Annotated in this window: 12 protein-coding genes; 5 read left to right on the plus strand and 7 right to left on the minus strand. The window is 74.9% G+C overall.

The window, feature by feature from the left end:
* Nucleotides 1-23: 23 nt before the first annotated feature.
* Nucleotides 24-3,653, plus strand: coding sequence for a cobaltochelatase subunit CobN (gene cobN, locus WHI96_RS11025; RefSeq protein ID WP_345649716.1), 3,630 nt, complete (start codon nt 24-26; stop codon nt 3,651-3,653).
* Between the two features lie 130 nt (nt 3,654-3,783).
* Here cobN and WHI96_RS11030 read toward each other — a convergent pair whose 3' ends face one another.
* Entirely contained in the window at nt 3,784-5,139 is a 1,356-nt protein-coding gene (locus tag WHI96_RS11030) for an MFS transporter (protein ID WP_345649719.1), read from the minus strand.
* 114 nt (nt 5,140-5,253) lie between these two features.
* On the opposite strand from WHI96_RS11030, the gene WHI96_RS11035 reads away from it, so the two are divergent.
* Nucleotides 5,254-5,886, plus strand: a complete 633-nt coding sequence (locus WHI96_RS11035) for a hypothetical protein (RefSeq protein WP_345649722.1) — start codon at nt 5,254-5,256, stop codon at nt 5,884-5,886.
* Complete coding sequence (locus tag WHI96_RS11040) at nt 5,883-7,145, plus strand: hypothetical protein (RefSeq protein ID WP_349302369.1); 1,263 nt, start codon at nt 5,883-5,885, stop codon at nt 7,143-7,145. The genes WHI96_RS11035 and WHI96_RS11040 overlap by 4 nt, the downstream gene beginning before the upstream one ends.
* A gap of 205 nt (nt 7,146-7,350) precedes the next feature.
* Here WHI96_RS11040 and WHI96_RS11045 read toward each other — a convergent pair whose 3' ends face one another.
* A complete protein-coding gene (locus WHI96_RS11045) occupies nt 7,351-8,907 on the minus strand; it encodes an acetolactate synthase large subunit (RefSeq protein ID WP_345654667.1) in 1,557 nt (518 codons plus the stop codon).
* A gap of 118 nt (nt 8,908-9,025) precedes the next feature.
* Between WHI96_RS11045 and WHI96_RS11050 the strand changes: the two genes are divergently transcribed.
* Nucleotides 9,026-10,501, plus strand: a complete 1,476-nt coding sequence (locus WHI96_RS11050; protein ID WP_345654669.1) for an MFS transporter — start codon at nt 9,026-9,028, stop codon at nt 10,499-10,501.
* On the opposite strand, the gene WHI96_RS11055 is transcribed toward WHI96_RS11050, so the two are convergent.
* The 4 genes from WHI96_RS11055 to WHI96_RS11070 all read right to left on the minus strand — a co-directional run bounded on the left by WHI96_RS11055 (nt 10,431) and on the right by WHI96_RS11070 (nt 14,531).
* On the minus strand, nt 10,431-11,834 hold the full coding sequence (locus tag WHI96_RS11055) for an MFS transporter (protein WP_345654672.1): 1,404 nt from the start codon (nt 11,832-11,834) through the stop codon (nt 10,431-10,433). The genes WHI96_RS11050 and WHI96_RS11055 overlap by 71 nt on opposite strands.
* 66 nt (nt 11,835-11,900) lie before the next feature.
* Nucleotides 11,901-13,112 carry an MFS transporter gene (locus WHI96_RS11060; RefSeq protein WP_425571739.1) on the minus strand — a complete coding sequence of 404 codons (1,212 nt, stop codon included), beginning with the start codon at nt 13,110-13,112 and terminating at the stop codon, nt 11,901-11,903.
* A 36-nt stretch (nt 13,113-13,148) separates the two neighbouring features.
* Nucleotides 13,149-13,502 (minus strand): hypothetical protein, encoded by a 354-nt coding sequence (locus WHI96_RS11065; RefSeq protein ID WP_345654677.1) that lies wholly within the window; start codon nt 13,500-13,502, stop codon nt 13,149-13,151.
* 27 nt (nt 13,503-13,529) lie between these two features.
* Nucleotides 13,530-14,531 carry a glycosyltransferase family 2 protein gene (locus WHI96_RS11070; protein ID WP_345654680.1) on the minus strand — a complete coding sequence of 334 codons (1,002 nt, stop codon included), beginning with the start codon at nt 14,529-14,531 and terminating at the stop codon, nt 13,530-13,532.
* Nucleotides 14,532-14,788: 257 nt separating this feature from the next.
* On the opposite strand from WHI96_RS11070, the gene WHI96_RS11075 reads away from it, so the two are divergent.
* Nucleotides 14,789-15,679 (plus strand): ATP-grasp fold amidoligase family protein, encoded by an 891-nt coding sequence (locus WHI96_RS11075; RefSeq protein ID WP_345654683.1) that lies wholly within the window; start codon nt 14,789-14,791, stop codon nt 15,677-15,679.
* Nucleotides 15,680-16,823: 1,144 nt separating this feature from the next.
* On the opposite strand, the gene WHI96_RS11080 is transcribed toward WHI96_RS11075, so the two are convergent.
* Nucleotides 16,824-18,254 (minus strand): lipopolysaccharide biosynthesis protein, encoded by a 1,431-nt coding sequence (locus tag WHI96_RS11080; protein ID WP_345654686.1) that lies wholly within the window; start codon nt 18,252-18,254, stop codon nt 16,824-16,826.
* Between the last annotated feature and the right edge of the window lie 160 nt (nt 18,255-18,414).

Genomic DNA, 18,414 nt, shown 5'->3' on the forward strand with positions numbered 1-18,414 from the left:
AGGATCCCGAGGAAGGTCCGTCGATGACGCGCGCCCTGCTCCTGTCCACATCGGACACGGACCTGCTCTCCGCCCGCGCCTCCGGCGCGGACTACGCACTCGCCAACCCGAACCGGGTCACCCACGACGAGCTCGCGGAGATGGCCGACGCCGCCGACGTCGTCGTCGTCCGTGTCCTCGGCGGGTACCGCTACTTCGAGGAGGGGCTGGACCTGCTGCGGGCCCGCGCGACGCCGCTGGTCTGTCTGGGCGGGGAGATGGCCCCGGACGCGGAGATGATGGAGCTGTCCTCGGTGCCCGCGGGCGTCGCCGCCGAGGCGCACACCTACCTGGCGCAGGGCGGCACCGAGAACCTGGCGCAGCTGCACGCGTTCCTGTCCGACACGGTGCTGCTCACCGGCGAGGGCTTCGCGCCGCCGGTGGAGCTGCCCGAGTGGGGTGAGCTGTCCCTGCCCGACACGGAGGTCGACGGGCCGACGGTGGCCGTGCTGTTCTACCGCGCCCAGTTCCTGGCCGGGAACACCCACTACGTCGAGGCGCTCTGCGCGCAGATCGCGGCGAAGGGCGCCCGCGCGCTGCCGATCTGGTGCGCGTCGCTGCGCCAGGCCCCGGCTGCGCTCCTGGAGCGGTTGCGCGAGGCCGACGCCATGATCGTCACCGTGCTCGCCGCGGGCGGCACCAAGCCCGCGAGCGCCCAGGCCGGCGGCGAGGACGAGGAGTGGGACGTCACCGAGCTGGCCGCGCTCGACGTCCCGATCCTGCAGGGACTGTGCCTGACCAGCTCCCGCGCCACCTGGGAGGCCAACGACGACGGGATGTCCCCGCTCGACGTCGCCACCCAGGTCGCCGTGCCGGAGTTCGACGGCCGGCTGATCACCGTCCCGTTCTCGTTCAAGGAGACCGACGCCGACGGCCTGTCGGTCTACGTCCCCGACCACGAGCGCGCAGCCCGGGTCGCCGGGATCGCGGTGAAGCACGCGACGCTGCGCCGCGTCCCGAACGCGGACAAGAAGATCGTGCTGATGCTGTCGGCGTACCCGACCAAGCACGCGCGGATCGGCAACGCGGTCGGTCTGGACACCCCGGCGTCGACGGTGGCGCTGCTGCGGACGATGGCCGCGGCCGGCTTCGCGGTCGCCACCGAGGGCGAGGCCGCGTTCCCGGGCGTCGAGGCCGGCGACGGCGACGCGCTCATGCACGCCCTGATCGAGGCCGGCGGGCAGGACCCGGACTGGCTGACCGAGGACAAGCTCGCCGGCAACCCGGTCCGGATCTCCGCCGCGACCTACCGCAGCTGGTTCGACACGCTGCCCGAGGACTTCCGGTCCGGTGTCGAGGAGCACTGGGGTGCGGCGCCGGGCGAGCACTACGTCGACCGCTCGCAGAACCCGGACGGCGACATCGTCGTCGCTGCGCTGCGCCGCGGCAACGTCACGCTGATCGTGCAGCCGCCCCGCGGGTTCGGGGAGAACCCGGTCGCGATCTACCACGACCCGGACCTGCCGCCGTCGCACCACTACCTGGGCGCCTACCGCTGGCTGGCCGCGCCCGAGTCCGAGGGCGGGTTCGGTGCGCACGCGATCGTGCACATCGGCAAGCACGGCAACCTGGAGTGGCTGCCCGGCAAGACGCTGGGCATGTCGGCGTCCTGCGGCACCGACGCCGTCCTCGGCGACCTGCCGCTGGTCTACCCGTTCCTGGTCAACGACCCGGGGGAGGGCACCCAGGCCAAGCGCCGGGCGCACGCCACCCTGGTCGACCACCTCATCCCGCCGATGGCGCGCGCCGAGTCCTACGGCGACATCGCCCGCCTGGAGCAGCTGCTCGACGAGCACGCCAACATCTCCGCGCTCGACCCGGCGAAGCTGCCCGCGATCCGCCAGCAGATCTGGACGCTGATGACCGCGGCCCAGATGCACCAGGACCTCGGCCTGGAGCAGCGCCCCGACGAGGACGTCTTCGACGACATGCTGATGCACGTCGACGGCTGGCTCTGCGAGATCAAGGACGTCCAGATCCGCGACGGCCTGCACGTGCTCGCCCAGGCACCGGCCGGGGAGCAGCGCGTCGACCTGGTGCTCGCGGTGCTGCGCGCCCGGCAGATGTGGGGCGGTGAGCAGTCCGTGCCGGGTCTGCGCCAGGCACTCGGCCTGGTCGAGGACGGGTCCGAGACCAACGCCCGCACCGACACCGTCGAGCGGGTCGCCCGCGCGCTGGTCGCCGGGATGGAGGCCCGCGGGTGGGACTCCTCGGCGGCACCGGAGGTCGTCGCCGGGGCCGAGGCGCTGCCGGGCGCGGACCTGTCCGCCGTCGAGGCCGTGCTGCGCTTCGCCGCCGACGAGGTCGTGCCCCGGCTCGACGCCACCGCGCACGAGCTGGACCGGGTGCTGCACGCCCTCGACGGCGGGTTCATCCCGGCCGGCCCGTCCGGCTCGCCGCTGCGCGGGCTGGTCAACGTGCTCCCGACCGGGCGCAACTTCTACTCGGTCGACCCGAAGGCCGTCCCGTCGAAGCTGGCCTGGGAGACCGGGCAGGCGATGGCCGAGTCGCTCGTCGAGCGCTACCGGGCCGACCACGGCGAGTACCCGCGGAGCGTCGGCCTGTCGGTGTGGGGGACCAGCGCGATGCGGACCTCCGGCGACGACGTCGCCGAGGTGTTCGCCCTGCTCGGTGTCCGCCCGGTGTGGGACGACGCGAGCCGTCGCGTGCGCAGCCTGGAGGTCATCGACCTCGCCGAGCTCGGCCGCCCCCGCGTCGACGTCACGGTCCGGATCTCCGGGTTCTTCCGCGACGCGTTCCCGCACGTCCTGGCGCTGCTCGACGACGCGGTGAAGCTGGTCTCCGAGCTCGACGAGACCCCGGAGCAGAACTACGTCCGCGCCCACGTCGACGCCGACCGCGAGCGCACCGGCGACGACCGCCGCGCCCGCACCCGGATCTTCGGCTCCAAGCCGGGCACCTACGGCGCCGGCCTGCTCCAGCTCGTCGACTCCCGCGACTGGCGCGGCGACGCCGACCTCGCCGAGGTCTACTCCACCTGGGGCGGCTACGCCTACGGCCGCGGCCTCGACGGCGTCCCCGCGCGGGACGACATGGAGAACGCCTACCGGCGGATCGCGGTGGCGGCGAAGAACATCGACACCCGCGAGCACGACATCGCCGACTCCGACGACTACTACCAGTACCACGGCGGCATGGTCGCCACGGTGCGCGCGCTCACCGGCACCGCGCCGGCCGCCTACGTCGGGGACTCGACCCGTCCGGAGGCGGTGCGCACCCGCAGCCTGCACGAGGAGACCGCCCGGGTGTTCCGCGCCCGCGTGGTCAACCCGCGCTGGATCGCCGCGATGCGCCGCCACGGTTACAAGGGCGCGTTCGAGATGGCCGCGACCGTCGACTACCTGTTCGGCTGGGACGCCACCACCGGCGTCATCGCCGACTGGCAGTACGAGACGCTGACCGCCGAGTACGTGCTGGACCCGGACAACCGGAAGTTCCTCGCCGAGTCCAACCCGTGGGCGCTGCACGGCATGGCCGAGCGGCTCCTCGAAGCCGCCGACCGCGGGCTGTGGGAGTCTCCGGAACCGTCCACCCTGGACGCGTTGCGGCAGGCCTTCCTGGAGTCCGAGGGCGACATCGAGGGCGACGGCTGAGCCGCGGGATCGTCATGCCCGCGGAGAAGGACCTGTACTTCCCGCCCGAGGGGTAGGCCTGGGCGGTGTCGCACATGCGGGCCGGCACCGAGCTGCTCGCCCGCCCGTCCCGGGGGTCCGGGGCCGGGGCTCAGGGCTCCGGCACCCGCGTCCGCGACGCGGTCAACGCACCGGCGACCGCGGGCGCCGCGACCACGACCAGCAGCACCGGCAGCGCGACGGCCGGCGACACCAGCGCCACGAGCAGCGCGCCGCCCAGGCCGACGAACGCCGCCGTCGCGAGCTGGTCGAGCAGCTGCGCCGCCGAGGAGTGCGAGCCGACGTCGTGGGCGTCGGAGTGGGCGAGGGTCAGGTAGGCGATCGCGGAGAACGCCACGCCCATCCCGAGCCCGGACACGCCCCAGAACCCGACGGCGAGCCAGCCCGGCAGCAGACCGGCGGCGACCGGGACCAGCGCGACCTGGCCCGCGGCGATCGTCGCGAACCCGGCGCGCAGCATCACCGAGCGGTCGGCGTCGGGCCGTCGGGCCTGCCAGGCGGCGGCCGCCGACCAGCCCAGCGACGCGACGATCAGCGGCGTCCCGGCGGCGGTCAGCGACCAGCCGTGCGTCGCGGTGAGCACCAGCGGCAGGAACGACACGACCGGGAAGAACGCCGCGGCGACCAGGCCACGGGCCGCGACGACCGCGGCGATGCCCGGGCGCGCGAGGACGGTCCCGCGGGGCAGCAGCCGGTGCAGCGACGGCACCAGCACCGCGACGGCGACGACGCCGGCCCCCGCACCGCGGAGGTCCAGGTGCTCCAGCGCCCAGCTCAGCCCGGCGACGCCGGCCGCGGCACCGAGCGCCGCGGGCACCAGGCCCGCCCCGTGCCCGCCCGGCGCCGGTCCGGCGGGCGGTCGCAGGACGCGCACCACCGGGGCGATCAGCACCAGGGCCAGCCCCACCACCGGCAGCAGCCCCAGGAAGACCCAGTGCCAGGAGAGGCGCTCGGTCACCAGCCCGGCCAGTGGGGGACCGCCGAGCGCGGGCAGCACCCACGCCGAGGAGATCAGCCCGAACACCACCGGGAGCTGCCGCGCGGGGTACACCTCGGCGACGAGCACGTACACCGCGACGCCCTGGGCCCCCGCACCCAGTCCCTGCAGGACCCGGCCGGCGAGGAGCCCGGTCATGGTCGTCGCGAACCCGGCGACGAGCAGGCCCGCCCCGAACAGGACCGGCGCGGCGACGAGTGGCACCCGCGGGCCCCGGACGTCGCACCAGCGGCCGCCGGCGACGGTGCCGACGACCGCCGCGGCCAGGAACAGCACGAACGGCCAGGCGTAGCGGGCGACCCCGCCCAGGTCGGCGACGACGGCGGGCATCGCGGTCCCCACGCCCATCGCCTCGAACGCGCTCAGGCTGATCAGCAGCAGGATCCCGACGGTCGTCGGCGCGCGGCCCTGGGACCAGACCCCTGCACCGCCCGTCCGCGTCTCGACCACGGCGCCACCCTGCTCCGTGAACCCCGGTGCAGGTCAAGTCGATTCAGTGATCAACTTCGGTGATCGACAACCACGCTCCGTGTTTCCGGTCCGCGCAATCGGGTATCCCGCGCTATGACCGACATCACAACGATCATCGTCGTCGCCGTGGTGGTGATCGTCGTCGCCATACTCGCCGTGGCCGCCGCGACGATGCTCCGCCGTCGACGCTCCGCCGAGCTCCGTGACCAGTTCGGACCCGAGTACGAGCGCACCGTGCGCAACGCGGACGACCCCCGCGACGCGGAGAAGCAGCTCGCCGAGCGTCGCAAGCGCCACGAGGCGCTGACCCTGCGATCCCTCGACCCGCAGGAACGCGACGGCTACCGGCGCCGGTGGCAGCAGGTCCAGGAGGGTTTCGTCGACGACCCGTCCCGGGCGGTGTACGACGCCGACGCGCTCGTCGCCGACGTCATGGCGGCCCGTGGGTACCCCGCCGAGGACGTCGACCGCCGCGAGGAGGACCTCTCCGTCGCCTACCCGGTCGTCACGCAGCGCTACCGCGAGGCGCGGGCGATCTCCCGTGAGCACTCCGCCGGGCGAGCCGGGACCGAGGACCTCCGGCACGCGGTGACGAGCTACCGCGCACTGATCGACGCCCTGCTCGACGACGGCGACGGCACCGGTTCCGGCGGCCGTCCCGAGAACGACGGCCGCCACCGCCAGGGCGGACCGGACCAGGACACCCGACGGGAGACCACGGCATGAGCGAGCACCAGGGCAGCAGCAAGGCGGCCCGACTGGCCGACTCGATCAAGGACGCCTTCACCGGCCGCACCGAGGACGAGCGCGACGCCGGCTGGGAGCGCCGCGAGGCGGCGGGCACCGCCGAGCAGGACGCCGGCGTTCCCGGTCAGCGCCACGGCGACCCGGACGCCCCGCCGCTGGCGGGCCCCGGAGCCGGGCCGGGGGACGCCCCCGGCGGCCGGCTGGCCGAGGACCGAACGGCCGGCGGTGACCCGCGGGCCGCGCGTGCCGGCGACCCCGGCGGCGACCTGCGTGCCGGCGACCCCCGCGGCGCCGACCCGCTCGGCACCGACCCGCGTGCCGGCGGCCCCCGCGGCGCGGACCCGCGGGGCGGCGACCCGCGTGGTGGCGACGTGCCGGTCGGGGACCCGCGTGGCGGCGACCCACGTGGCGGCGACCCGCGTGCGGGCGGTCTGCCGGGCGGCGACCCGCGAGGTGGTGATCCCCGCGGTGCCGATCCCCGCGGTGCCGATCCCCGCGGTGCCGACCCCCGTGGCGGGCACCTGCCCGGCGGCGACCCCCGCGGCGGCCCGGGCGCACCCGGCGCCGACCCCCGAGACGCCGGCCCGGCCGGGCCGCGCGACACCCTCGGCGACCCCGCGGCGGCGGGCGGCCGGGGACCGGCCGGCGCGGGCGGGGTCCCACCCGGCGGCGGTGTCGGGGCCGGCGCACCGGGAGCGGGCGCACCGCCCCGCGACGCGGCGCCCGGCTCCGCGGGCGGTGCCGGGACCGCCGCGGCCGCGGGCGGGACCGCGGCCGGCGTGGCCGCCGCGGCGACCACCCGTGACGCACCCGTCCGGGAGGACGGCGCGCCCGGCCACACCGGCGGCCGTCACCACGACGCGACACCGGGCCGCGGGCACGACGACCTGCGCGACCCCGGTGACCCGCGTGGCGGCGCGACCGCACCGGGGGCCGGGGCCGACCCGGCCGCGGCCGACCCCGCCACCGGTGGCTCGTCGCTGCTCCCGGCCGACCGGGCCCGCGAGTACCAGGACCGCTGGTCGACGCTGAAGGGCGAGTTCGTCGACGAGCCCCGCCGCGCCGTCCACGGGGCGAACGCGCTGGTGGGGGAGATCCTCGACGAGATGGAGTCGCTGTTCCGTCGTCAGCGCGACGACCTGGAGGCCCAGTTCTCCCGCGACGACGCCTCGACCGAGGACCTGCGCCAGGCGCTCACCCGCTACCGCGAGTTCTTCGACCGCCTGCTGTCCCTCTAGCGCCCCCGGGCCCGGCACCGCGTCGCACGCGCGCCGCACGGGTCCCGGCTGCGCCGCACAGGTTCCGGTTGCGCCGCACGGGGTGGAACCTGTGCGGCGCGCCGCGGACCTGTGCGGCGTCCCGCTGCGCGGGCCGGCGCCCACCGGCCGGACGCCGGGGCGAGCCGGACCGTGCGGCCCGGCCGCGCCCGCCGGACGAGGGGGCTCAGCCCAGGGCCGGGACGATCGCCTCGACCAGGTGCGGGCCCGGCTCGGCCTGCGCCCGCCGCAGCGCGTCGAGCAGGCCCTCTGTGGTGGTGACCCGCTCGGCGGGCACCCCGAGCCCGGTCGCCAGTGCGGTGAAGTCCGGCGTCGGGTCGGACAGGTCCAGCATCCGGCCCGCCCGCCCGGAGTGCGCCGCCTCCCCGGCCCCGGTGCGGGCCAGCTCCACCCGCAGGATCGAGTACGCCGCGTTGTTGATCAGCACCACGGTGACGTCGAGCCGCTCGCGGGCCATCGTCCACAGCGCCTGGGCGGTGTAGAGCGCGCTGCCGTCGGCCTGCACCGCCACCACCGGACGGTCCGGCGCGGCGACCGCGGCACCCACCGCGGCGGGCAGCCCCATCCCGATCGCGCCGCCGGTCAGCGCGATCTGGGTGTGCCGCGGCGCGGTCTGCAACGACACCGCCAGCGACGCCGCCGCCGTCAGGGCCTCGTCGACCACGATCGCGTCCTGCGGCAGAGTCGCGGCGACGGCGGCGCACAGCCCCCGCACGTCGAGCGCGCCCGGCGCGGGCTCCGGCGCCCCGTGCGGGGCGAGCGCGGGGGCCGCGTCGCCGGCGACGACGTCGGCGAGGGCCTCCAGCGCGGCCGTCGCGTCGGTCGCCGGGTCGGCCAGCCCCACCACGGCGGCACCCTCGGGCACCAGGTCCCCGGGCACACCCGGGTAGCCGAAGAACGACACCGGCGACCGCGCCCCGGCCAGCACCAGCGACGACGTGCCGTCCAGCTGCTCGATCGCCTGCTCGGCGAAGTAGGCGAGCTTGTCGATGCGGGTCCGGCCGGCGCCGGTCTCCCAGCACCGGGGGAAGGTCTCGACCAGCAGCCGGGCCCCGGTGGCCGCGGCGATCCGTCCGGCGGCGTCGACGCCCGCCGCGCTCAGGGCGGGCCCGCCCAGCAGCAGCGTCGCGCCGGGCGCGCGGACGGCGTCGGCGGCCGCGGCGACCCGCGAGGGGTCCGGCGGGAACGGCCCGGCGACCGGCAGCGGCGGGGCGGGCGACGCCCCCTCCGACCAGGACACGTCGGCCGGCAGCACCAGCGTCGCGACCTGCCCGCCGCGCTCGCCGGTCGCGGCGACCGCGCGCATCGCGTCGGCGGCGACGTCGCGCACGTCGCCGCTGGTGTGCACCCACCCGGACACCGTCCGCGCCACCGCGGTGATGTCGGACTCCAGCGGCGCGTCGAAACGGACGTGGTCGGTCGCGTGCCCGCCGACCACGCACAGCAGCGGCGTCCCGGCCCGGCGCGCGTTGTGCAGGTTCGCCAGCCCGTTGCCCAGCCCTGGCCCGAGGTGCAGCAGCACCGCCGCGGGCTTCCCCGCGATCCGCGCGTAGGCGTCGGCGGCGCCGGTCGCGACGCCCTCGAACAGGGCCAGCACCCCGCGCATCTCCGGCACCGCGTCGAGCGCCTGCACGAAGTGCATCTCCGAGGTCCCCGGGTTCATGAAGCACACGTCGACACCGGCCGCGGTGAGCGACCCGACCAGCGCCTCGGCACCCCTCACGACCGGTTCCCGATCCGTACGGTCCACATGGTCGGTGAGTCCACACGATGTGACGCGCGCTCGCAGGACCCGGGTTTCGAGTTGCGGCCCGCAGCGCCAGGACGCGGAATGAGGGACTGTGAGCGACGACCGCACCGCGCCCGAGGCGTACACCCCCGACCCGCGACGCTGGCGGGCGCTGTCGGTCTGCCTGGTCGCCGGGTTCATGAGCCTGCTCGACGTCAGCATCGTCAACGTCGCGCTGCCGGCCATGCAGGCCGACCTGCGGGCCTCGGCCGCGCAGCTGTCCTGGATCGTGTCCGGCTACGCGCTGACGTTCGGCCTGGTCCTGGTCGCGTCCGGGCGTCTCGGCGACGACCGCGGCCGCCGACGCATGTTCGTCACCGGCCTCGCCCTGTTCACCCTGACCAGTGCGGTCGCCGGGTTCGCGCCGAACCCGGAGGTGCTCGTCGCGGTCCGGCTGGTGCAGGGCGTCGCGGCCGGGCTGCTGTCCCCGCAGGTCGTCGGGTTCATCCAGGACCTGTTCCGCGGCCCGGAGCGGGGCTCCGCGTTCGGCGTGTTCGGCGCCGTCGTCGGGATCTCCACCGCGGTCGGCCCGCTGCTCGGCGGGCTGCTGCTGGCCTGGGCCGGCGACGCCGACGGTTGGCGCTGGGTCTTCTTCGTCAACATCCCGATCGGCGTCGCGGCGCTGGTCGCGGCGTTCCGGCTGCTGCCGGCCGACACCGCGACCACGGGGGAGCGGCGCCCGCTGGACCTGGGGGGCTCGGTGCTGCTCGGCGTCGCCGTCGTCGCGCTGATGCTGCCGCTGGTGCTCGCCGAGCGGGACCCGGTGTCGGCGCCCTGGTGGCTGGTCGCGGTCTCGGTCGCGGCGCTGGTGGCGTTCGTGGCGTGGGAGCGGCGGGCCAAGCGCGTCCACGGCCACCCGCTGGTCGACTTCGCACTGCTGCGCACCCGCAGCTACGCGGTCGGCACCACGCTCGGCTCGATCTACTTCGCCGGGTTCACCTCGATCTTCTTCGTGCTCACCCTGTACCTGCAGAACGGTCTGGGCTACACCCCGCTGCAGACCGGGATGACGCTCACGGCGTTCGCGCTCGGGTCCGCGGTCACCTCCGCGCTCAGCGGGCGCCTGGTGGCGCGGTTCGGGCAGCCGATGATCGTCGCCGGGCTGGCGACGGTGATGGTCGGGCTCGGCGTGACCGACCTCGTCCTGGCCGCGACCGCGCACAGCCCGTGGACCGGGCTCGCGATCGCCGGGCCGCTGCTGCTCGCCGGGGCGGGCGGCGGCCTGGTGATCGCCCCGAACCAGACCCTCGCCCTGTCGGAGGTCCCGCACACCTCCGGCGGTACCGCGGGCGGGGTGCTGCAGACCGGGCAGCGGATCGGGACGGCGGTGGGGCTGTCCGCGGTCGGCGCGGTGTTCTTCGGCAGGCTCACCGCGTCCGGCGGGGACTGGGCGGACGCCATCTCGCACGGCCTGCTGATCACCGTCGGGCTGGTGGCGCTGGCCCTCGTGCTCGGGGTCACCGACCTGGTCGCGGCCCGGCGCACCCGCGGACGGGGCACGCCGGTGACCGCGACCGGCGGACGGTAGGGGTCAGGTCCGGGCGACGGTGGCGGCGTCGTCGCGCAGCCCCGACCGGAGCGTCTCGGTCATGAGCCAGGAGCAGGCCAGCGACACCAGCGCGATCCCGACGACGTAGCCGGCGACGGCGTAGAGCGACCCGGTCAGCGCGACGAGCGCGGTGCACAGCAGCGGCGCGAGGCCCGCCCAGGATCGACGCGATCTGGTAGGCCAGCGACGCCCCCGAGTACCGCATGCTGGTGGAGAACTGCTCGGCGAAGAACGCCGACTGCGGCCCGTACACCGCGGAGCGGGCCACCTGCACGACCAGCCCGCCCAGCAGGAACAGCCAGATGCTGCCGGTCGACACGAGCCAGAAGTACGGCACCGCGAACACCGCGAGCAGCGCCATCCCGCCGACGAACATCGGACGCCGCCCGATCCGGTCCGACAGCAGCCCGAACGCCATGATCAGCGGGATGTCCGACAGCGACAGCACCGAGTTCGCCGCGAGGATCGTGGTGCGGTCGTAGGACAGCGACTGCGTGGCGTAGGTGACCAGCCAGACCGAGGAGACGTAGAACGTCGAGTTCGTCGCCAGGAACGACCCGGCGGCGAGCAGGATCTCCTTCGGGTAGGTGCGCAGCGCCTCCAGCACCGGCATCCGGTTCGCGGCCTTCTCGTCCATCGCCTTCCGGAACACCGGCGACTCGTGGACGCCGAGCCGGATCCACATGCCGACCGCGATCAGCGCGACGCTCGCCAGGAACGGCACCCGCCAGCCCCACGCCAGGAACTGCTCGTCGGTCAGCGTCGCGGACAGCACCGCGAACGTCGCCGTCCCCAGCACCAGACCGAGCGGGACGCCGACCTGCGGCCAGCTGCCGTAGAACCCGCGCCGGTGCGACGGGGCGTGCTCGACGGCCATCAGCGCCGCACCGCCCCACTCGCCGCCGACGCCGAACCCCTGCAGGAACCGCAGCGTCACCAGCAGGACCGGCGCCCAGACGCCGAGCGTGTCGTAGCCGGGCAGCAGGCCCATCCCGACGGTCGCCGCGCCCATCAGGAGCAGCGAGTAGACGAGCATCGGTTTCCGGCCGACCTTGTCGCCGAAATGCGCGAACACCGCCCCGCCCAGCGGGCGGGCGATGAACCCGACGGCGAACGCGCCGAACGCGGACAGGGTGCCGGTGACGGGGTCGACCGACGGGAAGAACACCTGGTTGAACACCAGGGCCGCGGCCGTGCCGAAGATGAAGAAGTCGTACCACTCGATGGTGGTGCCGACCAGGCTGGCGGTGGCGACCTTCCGGGAGGACCGGAGTGCGGGTCCCGGCGACGCCGGCGGGACGGTGGAGGACATGCGCCCTGACGCTAGGGCTTCGTCCGATTCGTGTCGAGACGCACCAGTGGTCCGGCCGGCCGGTGCTCAGGCCCGGGTGCGACGGGTGGAGAGCACCCCGGCGACGACCACGACGACCAGCCCGGCCAGCGGGACGACGAGCAGCCCGGCCCGCAGCGACGTCGCGTCCGCGACCAGCCCGACCACCGGCGGCGACACCAGGAACCCCACCCGCATCAGCCAGGTGACGATCGTCAGCCCGGTCCCCGGGGCCAGCCCCGGCAGGTGGTCGGCGGCGGTCATCGCGGCCGGGACGAGGGTCGCCACCCCGAACCCGGCGAGACCGAAGCCGGCGACGGTCCCGGGCACCGTCGGGAACGCCAGCGCGAGCCCCGTCCCGGCGAGGACCAGCCCGCCGCCGGCGCGGGCCACCGCGCGCTGGCCGAACCGGTCGACCATCCGGTCACCGATCAGCCTGCCGACGAACTGGCAGCCCTGCAGCGCCACGAATCCGAGCCCGGCGACGGCCGCACCGGCCTCGAGCCCCTGTAGGTACACCGCCGCCCAGGTGGCGCCCGAGTCCTCGACCAGGGTGCCGGAGATCGCGACCAGCCCGAACACGGCGAGCAGCGCCACGGTGCGGGGGCCGAGCCCGGTCCAGGGCCGCCGCGGCGGTGCAGCGTCGGCCGCGTCGGGGACCGGGCGGTCGTCGCCGTCGGCGCCGCGCAGCAGCGACGGGTACACCGCGACCGCGATCACCACCGACAGCAGCGACGACAGCCCCAGGTGCACCGGCAGCGCCAGCCCGATCCCGGCGGCGGCCGAGCCCATCAGCCCGCCCGCGACCGCCCCGACCGACCAGAGCGCGTGGAACCCGTTGAGGATCGACCGGCCGTAGCGGCGCTGCACCCGCAGCCCGTGCGCGTTCTGCGCGACGTCGACGACGGCGTCGGACGCCCCGACCAGCAGCATCGCGGTGGCGAACAGCGCCCACGACGGCGCGAACCCCACCAGCACGACGCCGAGCGCGATCACGGCCATCCCGAACGAGGCCACCTTCGCCGAGGTGAACCGGGCGATGAGCGGGCCCGCGGTCAGCCCGGCCAGCAGCGCCGCGAACGGCATCGCGGCCACCGCCAGCCCGAGCTGGGTGTTGGACAGGCCGAGGTCGGCCTTGATCTGCGGGAAGCGGGGCAGCAGGTTGGCGTAGACCAGGCCGTTGGTGAGGAAGACCAGGGCCACCGCCGCCCGGGCCCGTCGTTCCGTCCGGCCCGCCTCGACTGCCACCACGGCCCCCATCATGCGGGACCGGACGGGCGTCGGCGGGCCACGGGGTCAGGTGTGGCGTTCCAGCAGCCGCGGCACCGCCCGTTCGACGGCGACCCGGCTGCGGTGCTCGTCGGCGCCGCACGGGATGCGGCGCAGCCCGGCCGCGACCGTGTGGCCCTCCTCGAAGGCCGTACCAGGCGCGGGTCGACGTGGCTGCTGCGGGCGACGGCGGGGGTCGTGGTCGCGTTCCCGCTCGGAGGTCCGCACGTCCCGCCCGGCGGGCGGGATCACCGGCTCCTCGATCCGGGCCCGTACCGGCGCGGCGACGGCGGCGCCGGTCGCGTCGTGGTAGCTGAACCCCCGTCCCCGACGACGGCGGGTGAGGCCGCCGCGGTCCGGGATCGCCCTGGTCGGTCGCACGCCGGGGATGCCCGCCGCGCGCGCGGATCATCCCCGCAGCGAGTTGATCTTCACTGCGGTGCGCAGCGCCCCGGACATGCCCTTGTAGGCACCGTTGCGGGCGGTGTCGCGGACGTTGCGCAGCTGCGCGCGACGCTCGCGGCCCGCGCTGCTCCACGCCAGCAGCGACCGGCCCCACGAGTCCTTCGCGAGCTCCTTCGCGCCGGCCTCGCGGGCGAGCAGCGCCCACCGGTCGCCGAAGTCGTCCAGCCCGTCGCGGTAGGCGAACACCGCGGGCCGGACGTAGGCCATGCCCGGGTGCTGGCGGCTCATCCGGGGTGCGTAGTCGGCGATGACCTTGTCCAGGCACTCGAACCGGCGCTGCCGGTTGGAGCTGATCGACCCGGTGCGCATCAGGCGCATGTCGAGCAGCCAGCGGCGGGTGCCCCACATCAGCGGGTAGTTCGAGCCGGCGGCGATCCGCAGCCACATCTCGAAGTCCACCGCGGAGGGCAGCGAGCAGTCGAAGCCGCCGACCTGGTCGAAGCAGGCCCGGCGGATCATCAGCGAGCTGCCGTTGTGCGGCGGGTTGTTCTCCACCAGCTGCTTGTCGATGTCGACCTTGCCCGACGGCTGCCAGCGCAGCGCCACGACCTGCCCGGACTCCAGCATCACGCGGGTGTGGCAGTACGCCATCCCGACCCCGGGCGGGGCGGTGTGCATGGTCTCGAGCATGTGCGAGAGGAACTCGGGGTGCCAGCGGTCGTCGCCGTCGAGGAACGCGACGAACGGGGCGGCGCTGTCGGCCAGCGCGCGGTTGCGCGCCGCGCCCGAGCCGCCGTTCTCCACCTGGATCAGCCGCACCCGGGGATCGCGCTCGGCGCGGGAGCGGACGACGTCGGCGGTGTCGTCGGTCGACCCGTCGTCGACGACGAGGTACTCGAACCGGGACTCGGTCTGCGCGAGCACCGAGTCGATGGCCTCACCGATCCAGGGACCGACGTTGTAGGCCGGCGTGATCACGGTGACGAGAACGTGGGGGTTCCGCACGATCGGCACAGTCGGTGCTCCTTCCGGGGTGCGCCCGTCTTCGGCGCCGTCGGCCCCGTATTCACCGTAAGGGGTGACGCAGTGCATTCGGCACGCCCTCGACCGAGGCCCTGCTGCGGGCATTCCTCGCGAATGGCAACGAGCGTGCGCACCGTCGGTGACGTGCGTGCGGCATCCGGGGTTGCCCGGTGCGGTCGGGCCACCCGGTCCGGGGCCGGTGCGCCGGGTGGTGGGAGAGGGTCGCTATCGTCCGGAGAATGTCGTTCGACGCACGGGTGATGCTGTCCCGACGGCTCCGGTTCCTGCCGCACCGCGCCTTCGCGATGGCCCACCACGCCCTGTTCCAGGGGGAGCTGACGACGTTCCGGCGGCCGCGGACCTGGTCCCAGCTGCTCGCGAAGAAGAACCTCGACGACCAGCCCGAGCTGGTGCACGTCACCGCGGACAAGTACACCGTCCGGGAGCACGTCGCCGAGCGGATCGGGGCCGAGCACCTCATCCCGCTCATCCAGGTGGTCGAGCGCCCCGAGGACCTCGACCTGGAGGCCCCCGCGGGTCCCTACGTCGTCAAGGGCACCCACGGCTGCGACATGACGATCCTGGTGCGCCACCCGGCCGCCGCCGACCACGCGAAGATCCGGTCGACGGTCGCCCGCTGGCTGCGCACCGACTTCTTCACCCACGGCTGGCGCGAGCGTCCCTACGAGGGCCTCACCCCGCGCGCCGTCGTCGAGGAGATGATCGGCGACGGCACGAAGCCGCCCGCCGACTACAAGTTCTTCGTCTTCCACGGCGAGCCCGCGATGGTCGTCATCGACCAGGACCGCTTCGTCGCCCACACCTCGACGATGCTGCACCCGGACTGGGTGCCGTTCCGGATCTCCGGGCGCTTCTCCCAGGCCGACGCGCTGCCGGAGAAGCCCGCGTCCTACGAGCGGATGCTGGAGATCGCCCGCGCGCTGGGCAAGGACTTCACCTTCGCCCGCGTCGACCTCTACGACGTCGACGGCCACGTCTACTTCGGCGAGATCACCCACAACCCCGGTGGCGGGCTCGTCCGGCTGCGGCCCCGCGCCTTCGACCGGGCGCTGGGGAACCTGTGGCGCAACGGGACCCCGATCCCGGAGAAGTTCATCCAGCGCTCCTGACCGGACCCGCGGGCCCACCCGGGCTCGCGTACGGGCCCCGGATCTCGCATCCAGCGGGGCTCTCGCGCGTTTCCCCGGGTCGGTGCACCCGGAGGGCCCGTGCACCCGGAGGGCCCGTTCACCCACCGGGCTCCGCGTGCGCCCGGGCTCGTGCATCCGCCGGGCTCGCACACTCACCGGGCTTCGCGTGCCGGGCTCGTGCACCCGCCGGGCTCGCACACTCACCGGGCTTCGCGCAACCCCTCGTCCTGCGCCGTCCTCGCCGCTGCAACCCTCCGCCCCACCCGTCCGCCGCGCCGAGCCGCGACGACCCCGTGGCGACCCGCCGCCGGCCGCGGCACCCCACGCGACGGTCGCCGTGCGTCGTCGCGGGTCGCCGCACCTCCACACCCCTTCGCGGGCAGCCACACCCCCTGCAACAGGTGTGGCTGCCCGCGAAGGGGTGTGGCGTCGGGACGGTGCGCCGCCTACCCCGGTCCCCGAGGTCTGTCGTGGCCGGCGTCGAGGCGGAGCCGGGATGCGAGCCGTGGAGAGCGCGCGACGACGCCGCCCGCCGCCGATCGATCAGTACCTGAGCGTTGCCGACGCCTGGCCGGACAGCGCTCAGGCACTGATCGACAGGTCTGTCGCGCACGCCGCCCGGTGGGTGCTACCCGGCGCGTGGGTGAGGACCGCCCTCCGTCGGGCGGCGTGCGATTCCGTGGGGTGCGGACGACCCCGGAGGCCGGTGGGCCGCACGGCCGCATCGCTGCAGCCGACGAGGTCGCCCTCACCCGACCTGCCGCACCGCTGACGAGGTCGTCGCACCCCACGCGGCGGGTGTGACGACCTCGCGACGGTGCGACAGGGCCGCCGGGCCGGGGACAGGTGCGGGTCGGGGACCGGCGTGCCGTGCTGTGCCGCGACGCGGCCTCGCGGCTGTGGTCGCCCGCGAGTGGACGAGCTGGTGGCCGGCGACCGTGGGCTGGTCTGCCGCCCGGAAGCCCGGAGTTCACTGGTCGGAGCCCCGGGAGCCAGGAGCTCGGTGGGTCGGAGCCCCCGGAGCCCGGAGCTCGGTGGATCCGGGCCCCGGAAGTCCGGAGCCCCGCGGCTCCGAGCCCGAGCCCCCTGAGCCGGGGAGCGCCGGAGCCCGCGGTACCGCGGGTCAGTCGCGGACGCGGGGGAACTCGTGGGTCCGTGCCTCCGGCCCACCGATGGGCCGGGTGTCGTCGTCCCGGTCGAGAGGATCCGGGCCGTCCGGGCCGGCGGGGCCGCCGTCGCCGGGCGGGTGCGGCGGGACCGGCCGGCGCAGCCAGCGCACCACCGACGGCAGGAAGACGATCGCCAGGACCAGCTCGCCCGCGAACCACATCCAGCCGACGGCGTCGACCCCGAGCATCGGGGCGAACAGCGGGATCCCGCCGAGCACGATCGCGCAGTGCACCAGCTGCTGCACGGCCAGGGGGAAGGTGCGGTTCGCGAGACGGGACTTCGTCATCCACATCGTCACGATCACGCGCGGGAACATCGAGGCCATCAGCAGCTGCAGCAGCGTCGTGGAGTTCTCGACGTACTGCGGCCCGTAGAACCACAGCAGCAGCGGCGCGGCCAGCGCGATGACCAGCGACGCGGGCCACACCAGCAGGCAGATCCGCCGCAGCACCGCCCGGGCGAACACGTGCGCGTGCGCCGGGTTCCGGGAGCCCTCCACGACCAGTGCCGAGGTGATCGCCATCGACAGCATGCTCATCGCGAGGAAGACCGTCTGGGCCGGCAGCAGGTACGCACTGGCCGCCTGGCTGATCGTCATGACCACCAGCACCGGCAGGAACGACGACATGGCCTGGTTGAACACCTGGCCCAGGTAGTCGCCGCCCATGTAGCGGGCGAGCGTGGCGCGGTCCGGGGCGCCCGCGTCGTCGCGGTCCGCGGTCTCGGCGGTGTGCCGGGGGAGCAGCCGCCGCGAGATCAGCAGGGTGAACGGCACCAGCAGCGCGATGACCGGCGCGCTCCAGGAGGTGAACACGCCGTCGGACACCGAGGTGAACGCGACGACCACGAGCAGCCCGAGCTTCACGACGCCGTAGACGCCGTTCTCCAGGACCACCCACATCGCCGAGCGCAGCCCGGTGAGGACCTGGTCCTGCAGGTTGAAGAGGGACCACGCGGCGGTCGAGACCACGAACCACGCGGCGAAGCCGGGGGAGACGTGCAGCGGGTCGCCGGGGGCGTAGGCGAGGTGGCAGTAGGTCATGACCGCGGCCGAGCCGACGACGGCCATCGCGGCGCTGACCCCGTACGCGAGCCGCACCAGCGACCGCGAGTCGCGCCCGGCCGTCGGGAGGAAGCGGATCAGGGCCTGGCCGAAGTTCAGCGAGGTCAGGACCGAGATCAGCATCATCAGGTTGACCATGGCGTTGCCGCGGCCGACGTCCTCGGTGCTGAACACGCGCGCCGCGAAGACCCAGTAGAGCAACCCGAAGCCGGAGTTGACGACGGTGTTGAGCATCAGGGCGTACGCGTTGCGGTAGAGCGGGTTGCCCATCTCGCGGCGGACCGAGCGGACCCGGCCGGCGACCATCTCCCCGACGCTCATCGCGCGCACCGCCGGACGGCGGCGCGGGAGGTCCGGCTGAGTGCGTGCACACCACCACGCTAACCAGGGGTCGACCACCCGGGTGCCCGGGGGAGGGGCACCGGACGGACCGTCACCGGCCGGTCCGGACACCGCGGACATACACACCCCGTCGCGGCCC

The sequence above is a fragment of the Pseudonocardia tropica genome, from assembly GCF_040105315.1.
GTDB lineage: Bacteria > Actinomycetota > Actinomycetes > Mycobacteriales > Pseudonocardiaceae > Pseudonocardia > Pseudonocardia alni.

Excerpts from the sequence above, each read along its gene's own strand:
- WHI96_RS11055 (WP_345654672.1), bottom strand. The coding sequence starts at position 11,834 with ATGTCCTCCACCGTCCCGCCGGCGTCGCCGGGACCCGCACTCCGGTCC.
- WHI96_RS11035 (WP_345649722.1), top strand. The coding sequence starts at position 5,254 with ATGACCGACATCACAACGATCATCGTCGTCGCCGTGGTGGTGATCGTC.
- WHI96_RS11075 (WP_345654683.1), top strand. The coding sequence starts at position 14,789 with ATGTCGTTCGACGCACGGGTGATGCTGTCCCGACGGCTCCGGTTCCTG.
- cobN (WP_345649716.1), top strand. The coding sequence starts at position 24 with ATGACGCGCGCCCTGCTCCTGTCCACATCGGACACGGACCTGCTCTCC.
- WHI96_RS11040 (WP_349302369.1), top strand. The coding sequence starts at position 5,883 with ATGAGCGAGCACCAGGGCAGCAGCAAGGCGGCCCGACTGGCCGACTCG.
- WHI96_RS11060 (WP_425571739.1), bottom strand. The coding sequence starts at position 13,112 with ATGGGGGCCGTGGTGGCAGTCGAGGCGGGCCGGACGGAACGACGGGCC.
- WHI96_RS11080 (WP_345654686.1), bottom strand. The coding sequence starts at position 18,254 with ATGAGCGTCGGGGAGATGGTCGCCGGCCGGGTCCGCTCGGTCCGCCGC.